This is a genomic window from Microbulbifer pacificus (assembly GCF_002959965.1).
Lineage (GTDB): Bacteria > Pseudomonadota > Gammaproteobacteria > Pseudomonadales > Cellvibrionaceae > Microbulbifer > Microbulbifer pacificus_A.
In genome coordinates this window covers 1-6318 of record NZ_PREV01000004.1, presented here as the reverse complement: position 1 = coordinate 6318, position 6318 = coordinate 1, and the positions used below count along the sequence as shown (strand labels likewise).

Genomic DNA, 6318 nt, shown 5'->3' with positions numbered 1-6318 from the left:
GATGTCTCTTATTTGTTCTCTGTAAGCATCCGTATTACCATCTACCGATTCTGTTAATGAGTCGGTTGCTTCGCCCATTTTTTCTACTTCTGCTTTTAAGCGCTCTCCTTCCTCACTAGAACGATTAAACCACTTTACTATGCCTACTGTAGCGCCTGCTAAAGCGCCGATTCCAATTGTCGCCCATCCTACTGGACCAGTAATGGCAAGCATAGCAGATCTTAATCCTGCAGATGCTGTAGTAAATGCAGTTTGAGCAACTCTTGCAGCAACAACTCTACCGGTAAATGTATTATAAGCCACTGCACTTGCTGTAGTAGCAACAGTCGCCGCTTTTTGTATTACTGTTACACCTGCAACAGCTGCGCCGAATGATTTCATTAAATTCCCTGCAGTTCTTACAATCATCAAACTTGCTATAGCGGTCCCTATCCCGACTAATACAGGCGTTAATGGTTTAATAATAGGTATTAATCCACCTACCACAGAACCGAACAATTTGAATAATGGTGTTGTCGATTCAATTACATCACCAATAACATTAAAAGAAGATGTTACAATTCCTTTTAAGCTATCTATGTTCTGAGCGATATCTTTTCCTGTAACTTCTTTAGATAGTTTATTAAAAGAATCTAGTATACTAGCTATACCTCTTGCAGCTGCATTACGTAAGTTTCCAAGTGAAGTTTCAATTCCTAGACTGTTTTCCTTAGCTAATTTAGCCATGATTCCAGTTCCTGTACCAACTTCAATCATTTTGTCATTAAATTGGTCCATTGTGATCGTTCCGTCTTGCAATGCCTTGTATAGATCATCTTTTGCGCTTTGTCCTGCATATCCAAAGCTTTCTGCGACCTTAATTAAGGCTACATCCATTGTTTCTTGCAATGTCCGCCATTGCATCATATCCATTTTTCCAGTTTGTAAGGCTTGTAAATATTGCTCTGTACCACGTTGAGCATCTGCAGCACTTGCACCAGAACCTAATAAAGCATTGTTTAAAGCTAATGCAGAATCGGTTGCCTTGTCCATATCACCAAAAGAAGTGTACATCCGTTGGGCAACAGAAGATATTTCGTCTAGTTTCGTAGGTAAACCATCAATGCCATCCGATAAGCTACTCATAGCCCTCTCAGAATCTTCTGCGGAAACTCCAAGTGCTTGTAATACTTTAGGGAAGTTATTTAATGTATCAAACCGTTTAATCGCATCATCCATTGAACCCTTTAACGCATGAAAGGCAGCTGTACCAATTGCGACAAGACCTAAAGCAGTAGCGAACTTTTTAACCTTCCCCCCTGCTTTTTCTGATTCATTACCAGCGCCTTTTACTCCTTCTTCTGTATCTTTAACACCTTTTCCAGCTTCTTCGCCAGAAGCACCAAGTTTATCAAAACTCTTTGATGCAGTATCTACCTGTTTTCCATCAACTTCAATGTCGATTTTTATTTTTCCATCTGCCAACTATTCCACCTCCTCCAGGTCATCAATTGCGTGGATTCGTTGTAACTTTTTCATTTCTTCCTTGTACTCCGTTGATTCACCTTTAGATGGCTCCCACATGCGTATTTGTATAATTCTTTGAATGATCGTATCTGATGGCAAACCGTTTAATAAGGATTGAAACTCTTTCCAGTGGAGTTTTCCTTGTTGTTCAAATAGGTTTATACCGTACGCTTGTCTGAATGATGAATAGATGTGTTCAGCATCTTTTTCTAGATCAATAAATCTTTTTTCGTTGCCCTCATCTTCATCCCTTGAAGGCATGATATTCCCTTCCAAATCACGTTCAATCGGTTTCTTTTGCTCAATCTCGATAAACTCTTTGAAGACGTAATTCCAAAGTTCGATAGCTTCATTACCTTGGAACGTTTCATCTAAAAGCAATTCAAGGCATATTTCAGCTTTTTCATGATCTAATAGGCGTTTATCCTCTAACACATCAAAAGCATTCAATACGGTATCAAATGAAAGGTCTACGCCGTATTCTTGATCGTTATATGAAAAAGAGGTGATTAAAGGGTCGTTCAACCGCATTTAATCACCTACTTCTTTTTGGCTTTTTTCTTTAAGTATTCATTTTTGATTTTTTCACTTTGCTTTAGACGTTCCTCTTGTTGCTTATCAATTTGTTTCGCTATAGCTTCACCCGTTGGTGAAAGAAATTTTTCTAATGCTATTATGTCTGGGTATTTTTTATAAATCTTTTTGAATGTTCCATCACCGAAAATAATGTCATACTGTGCTGCAATAAATTCTTTATGAAGATCTAGCGCAGCATCTACAGATTCAATATCTAAATTATCTTCATTAACATCATCTGGAAAATGAATGTGTTTCGCTTTTTCTTGTGCTTCTTTTAATTTTTCTTGTGCAATTTGTTCTACTTCAAAGAATCGTCTTAAATTCTCTAATGAACTATCAAACCATAATTCTAACTCTCCAAATTTAACTGGAAACCCAGTGCGTTTAACATCTATTTTTACTTCTGCCATGTTTTCACTCCTCGTAATTAAAAAGAGGAGCATAAGCCCCTCTTAATTTAGTTCTATTGTTGCCCCATTTGTAGTGGGAGTTACATTATCAACCACCGGGGCTGTTACTCCCCCGAACCACCGTCACCAGGAGGTGTTATCGTATTTTCTTCTGGTGTCTGGTCAAATCGGATATTACAGCTAAATGTTTCGTAAGCAGATGCATCACCAGCACCAGCAACAATAGCTGTTACAGTAGCAAGGCCTACTTGTTCCTTTTTACCATCAGCAGAAACTACACGATGCCATACTTTACGACCTTCACCAGTTTTGTATTTCAGACTAGCGATTAACGCTTGTGCAGGGTCCTCTGGGTCGTACGTTCCCTCTGGTGTGTAGGCACCAGCAACGGATACAACATCATTCGTAGGTGTTCCATCCCCATTGTAATCAGCAAATTCCTCTGTTGTTTCTTGTGTGTCATCGCCAATTGTCGTAATCCATTTACCCAATTTATACCATTCAGTACCCGGCTCAGTTTCTCCCGGTGTATATTCTGCTAAGAAATGCCCTCTTAAGGCGTTCTTCATTCTAGCAAAATGCTGAATATCTAACTTTAATAGTTCCATTACTTTTCCTCCTTAAAAACTGTTATATTTGCTTGCACATTCAATAAAAAAACAAACCATCCTTGATCATCGATCTGATTGATAAATGGTTTGTTAGTGATTATTAATTCTTCAAATTCAAAGCTTCCGTCATTACTATTTAACTCTTTCAATGCTTCTAGTTCGTTTTGGACTGTCCATAATGTAGCGTTAATTTTACTTTGCATTTGTGATTTCATAGCGAATTCATAGTTAAGTTGTTGATCGGTTGTACCATCCATGTATTCATTAACAATTCTAGACCCCGGCAATGGATAAACCACAAATGATTCATTTGCACCAAGGTATCCCATTTGGCAACGTATCGGGAGCCCCGGCATTGTATTTACATTTTCAGTTAATCGTTCCATAAAATCCACTACCAATCAGCCCCCTTTACATATGCTCGTTTCCAATCATTCATATGGATACCTTTTGCTTTGTTATCCCATCTAGGACCGGTACCTGGTGTGGTGTAATTAAACTTAGGCATGAAAAACAATTCCTCAGCATATGGCGTGTTGTAATATACTGCGCTACCATCAATAGCAACGGTAGCTGTTTGTCTTAAAATGTTATCCTTCATTGGTACAAAAGGGTTCATGTCAGCAAGCGCTTGATTAGCTAAGGCATATTGTCCTCTACGTTTTGCTTGAGGACTCATTTTGCTTTTGGCTATACCTAAATCGATCGTAATATTAACCATCAAACCACCTCTAATTCATATGAATAGATGGTTTTTTCATAAGCTTCATAGATTGGGATAACTTTAGTCAATTTATGATCTGTACCATCAAAATGAAGTACAGATTCCACCTTGAACTCTGGAATTGGATTCGTTATGCCTTCATAACAAAAAAGCACTGCATTATATAGCAGCACTTTTCCAGATGATGATGAACTGTATTCAGCCCCTCGATCTATTCGGCAATGTTCAATTTGTAAAGACTCAGCATAAATAGGTTCTGACCAATCATTTTCTCCTAAATATTCTTTATATCCAAATGAATCTATACAAAAATCTTTCGGTGGTTTAGGCATTACCATATGGCAACACCTCGAAACAACAGCCCTGTACCCTCTAAATAGATAAACGCATCATCAGCAATAAGAGGTTTACTCTCATTCGCTCCATTTGGTTTATAACGACTGGCGTTAGATACGCTTGTACGTCCTGCTTGGAATGTCTGTGGTGCGTTGTTTATAGATTCGAACGTTGTTGCACCTAACTCGTGAAAATACTCTATTTGGGTCGCTAACGCTTGTTTGAACTTATGCACTCGCCAAGGGTTATCCTTTTCAATATCACATTTAGCATAAAAATGATTAGTGACGTTATCCAAGATAGCAGATGCTTTAGGCAACAACTTATTAAACTGTTCTTCTTCTAATTCAATATCAATCAGTTGTTTAAATTCCTCATATGTCAGATAAGGCATGTTTATTCACCTTCTTCTGGTGTAGGTTCTGTCAACGTCAAAACGTGTGTATCGGTATGACTGCCATCTGCAGTAGTAACCGTTGTAGTATACTCTCCTGTTGGCACATCACCAGACCAAGAGATTAAACCACCATTACCTACTGATAGTCCGTTAGTTTCTGGACTAATCGAATACGATACACTCTTATTCGTAGCATTTGAAGGTGATACAGTAGCATTTAATTGACGTGTACCTTCTGCTCCTGCTTCTGCGCTAGATGTTTTAGGAGACACAGAAACGCCGGTTACCTCAATTGGTAATGTAGTAAAAGCAGGAATATCCACTCTTTCGGATTCCCTATCATCTTCTACACGCACCACTTGATACTCACCTTCTGAAACCTCTGTATTTGGGTTAATTCCTGTAATTTCAAGAGGGCTTTCACCCTCTACAATCACATCATTGCCTTTGTAGACTTTAAACATAAAAGCCCTCCTTAAATTAGATTAATGACTGCCCCGTCAGTCGTTGGCGTGACATTGTCAATTTCGGGGTTTGTTACTCCCCCGTTGTACCTTCGGTAACTTTGACTACAGCCTTTTTGTTAGCTGGAAGAATGAATTCCCCTGCTTTACCAGCACCTTGGAATGCAACTCCGTCAAAGTCTTCTGATTCGATTGTACGTGCTGTATTAATACCGGTAAATTGTTTGCCGACACCAACAATAGACATGTATGCAAGTTCGCCTTCTTGGAATTTAGTTTCTGGAACTTTCTTGATAGCAAAGTCTTTGAATTGCAAGATGTTGTTAGTATCAACATTAGCACCGGAATGTTTTGCAGTAGTTGTAATTGGATGGTCAACAATAGCGTTATAGAGCGCTGGTTTTACCCATGCCATTTTAGTACCGATTGCTTCCAAGTTAGTGTAATACTCATTTAAATCATTAAATAGTTTTAATACTGGATCGTTTGCAATCTCAGCTAATTCAAAAGATTGATCAGCTGTTTCTGAAATGAACAAACCACCTTTATTATCAAATAATTGAACTTTCGCTTGCGCTTGTAAATCTGAACGATCTGCAATAGTTCCAGAAAAGTCGTTATTAACTGTGTGGCGGTCAATACCTTCGTGGAATGTCCATTCCCAAGTGTACGGTACATCAGTGTCTGTATAGATGATTTCTTGACGTTCACCAAAACGAGTTGAAGATCCTGTTCCAGTACCAAAACCAACATTAGGGTCCTTGTTGTACTCTGAACCGATTACAACCGGAATGTCACTTGTTTTGATAGAGAAAGCTGTTTTGTTATGAGTAACTCCGTCTAATGCTTGGACTCCTCCACCAAAAAACTCACCAAAATAAGCTTGTTTTTGGTAAACAGCTTGTAATAACTCTTTAAATTGTTTCTGATAACTACGTACTGGTTGGTTATTGTTATCACCTTCCGCAAAAAATTGTATGTTTAATTTTAGCGGTTTAGTTTGTTTTGTTAGATATTTTTCCATTTTAAATTCCCTCTTTCTATTATTAGTTGTATTTTGCTAGTTTGGCAGCAAACGGATCATCGTCACCGTTGTTGCTACCACCATTTGGATTACCACCGGTTACAATCTGTGGTGAATTTGGTTGTGTTTCTTCTTGCTCAAATAGGTAAGACTCATTTTCTTTTAAGCTATTTAACTGTTCATCTAACCCTTTAAGTGCGTCACCATCTAATTTAATAGTGTCCATGTCTAGTAGAGCTTTTATTGCTTTTACATTCTTAACCTTTG

The 6318-nt window shown here is 38.2% G+C and carries 11 protein-coding genes; all 11 read right to left on the bottom strand.

What is annotated here, in order from left to right; translation table 11 throughout:
- Positions 1 to 1464, bottom strand: a 1464-nt coding sequence (locus C3938_RS00195; protein ID WP_158681476.1) for a tape measure protein, incomplete at its 3' end; no start/stop codon positions are given.
- On the bottom strand, positions 1465 to 2037 hold the full coding sequence (locus C3938_RS00190) for a Gp15 family bacteriophage protein (protein WP_105101300.1): 573 nt from the start codon (positions 2035 to 2037) through the stop codon (positions 1465 to 1467). It lies immediately after the preceding gene.
- A gap of 8 nt (positions 2038 to 2045) precedes the next feature.
- Positions 2046 to 2495, bottom strand: coding sequence for a hypothetical protein (locus C3938_RS00185; protein WP_105101304.1), 450 nt, complete (start codon positions 2493 to 2495; stop codon positions 2046 to 2048).
- 104 nt (positions 2496 to 2599) lie between these two features.
- On the bottom strand, positions 2600 to 3103 hold the full coding sequence (locus tag C3938_RS00180; RefSeq protein WP_105101299.1) for a phage tail tube protein: 504 nt from the start codon (positions 3101 to 3103) through the stop codon (positions 2600 to 2602).
- Positions 3103 to 3492: a minor capsid protein gene (locus C3938_RS00175; RefSeq protein WP_233998551.1), complete on the bottom strand. Its 390-nt coding sequence runs from the start codon at positions 3490 to 3492 to the stop codon at positions 3103 to 3105. Before C3938_RS00175 ends, C3938_RS00180 begins: the two co-directional genes overlap by 1 nt.
- 8 nt (positions 3493 to 3500) lie before the next feature.
- The gene (locus C3938_RS00170) at positions 3501 to 3827 is read right to left on the bottom strand and encodes a minor capsid protein (protein ID WP_105101298.1); all 327 of its coding nucleotides are present in this window, start codon (positions 3825 to 3827) and stop codon (positions 3501 to 3503) included.
- Positions 3827 to 4168, bottom strand: a complete 342-nt coding sequence (locus tag C3938_RS00165; protein ID WP_105101297.1) for a putative minor capsid protein — start codon at positions 4166 to 4168, stop codon at positions 3827 to 3829. Before C3938_RS00165 ends, C3938_RS00170 begins: the two co-directional genes overlap by 1 nt.
- Positions 4162 to 4560, bottom strand: a complete 399-nt coding sequence (locus tag C3938_RS00160; protein ID WP_105101296.1) for a hypothetical protein — start codon at positions 4558 to 4560, stop codon at positions 4162 to 4164. The genes C3938_RS00165 and C3938_RS00160 overlap by 7 nt, the downstream gene beginning before the upstream one ends.
- A 2-nt stretch (positions 4561 to 4562) precedes the next feature.
- Positions 4563 to 5027, bottom strand: a complete 465-nt coding sequence (locus tag C3938_RS18005) for a putative Ig domain-containing protein (RefSeq protein ID WP_199775445.1) — start codon at positions 5025 to 5027, stop codon at positions 4563 to 4565.
- A gap of 73 nt (positions 5028 to 5100) precedes the next feature.
- Positions 5101 to 6051 carry a hypothetical protein gene (locus C3938_RS00150; RefSeq protein ID WP_199775444.1) on the bottom strand — a complete coding sequence of 317 codons (951 nt, stop codon included), beginning with the start codon at positions 6049 to 6051 and terminating at the stop codon, positions 5101 to 5103.
- A gap of 22 nt (positions 6052 to 6073) precedes the next feature.
- A partial coding sequence (locus tag C3938_RS00145) for a phage scaffolding protein (protein ID WP_199775443.1) occupies positions 6074 to 6318 on the bottom strand: 245 nt, incomplete at its 5' end.

What these genes read in the sequence shown, in the direction of transcription:
- C3938_RS00190 (WP_105101300.1), bottom strand. Translation starts at nt 2,037, where the DNA reads ATGCGGTTGAACGACCCTTTAATCACCTCTTTTTCATATAACGATCAA.
- C3938_RS00185 (WP_105101304.1), bottom strand. Translation starts at nt 2,495, where the DNA reads ATGGCAGAAGTAAAAATAGATGTTAAACGCACTGGGTTTCCAGTTAAA.
- C3938_RS00180 (WP_105101299.1), bottom strand. Translation starts at nt 3,103, where the DNA reads ATGGAACTATTAAAGTTAGATATTCAGCATTTTGCTAGAATGAAGAAC.
- C3938_RS00175 (WP_233998551.1), bottom strand. Translation starts at nt 3,492, where the DNA reads ATGGAACGATTAACTGAAAATGTAAATACAATGCCGGGGCTCCCGATA.
- C3938_RS00170 (WP_105101298.1), bottom strand. Translation starts at nt 3,827, where the DNA reads ATGGTTAATATTACGATCGATTTAGGTATAGCCAAAAGCAAAATGAGT.
- C3938_RS00165 (WP_105101297.1), bottom strand. Translation starts at nt 4,168, where the DNA reads ATGGTAATGCCTAAACCACCGAAAGATTTTTGTATAGATTCATTTGGA.
- C3938_RS00160 (WP_105101296.1), bottom strand. Translation starts at nt 4,560, where the DNA reads ATGCCTTATCTGACATATGAGGAATTTAAACAACTGATTGATATTGAA.
- C3938_RS18005 (WP_199775445.1), bottom strand. Translation starts at nt 5,027, where the DNA reads ATGTTTAAAGTCTACAAAGGCAATGATGTGATTGTAGAGGGTGAAAGC.
- C3938_RS00150 (WP_199775444.1), bottom strand. Translation starts at nt 6,051, where the DNA reads ATGGAAAAATATCTAACAAAACAAACTAAACCGCTAAAATTAAACATA.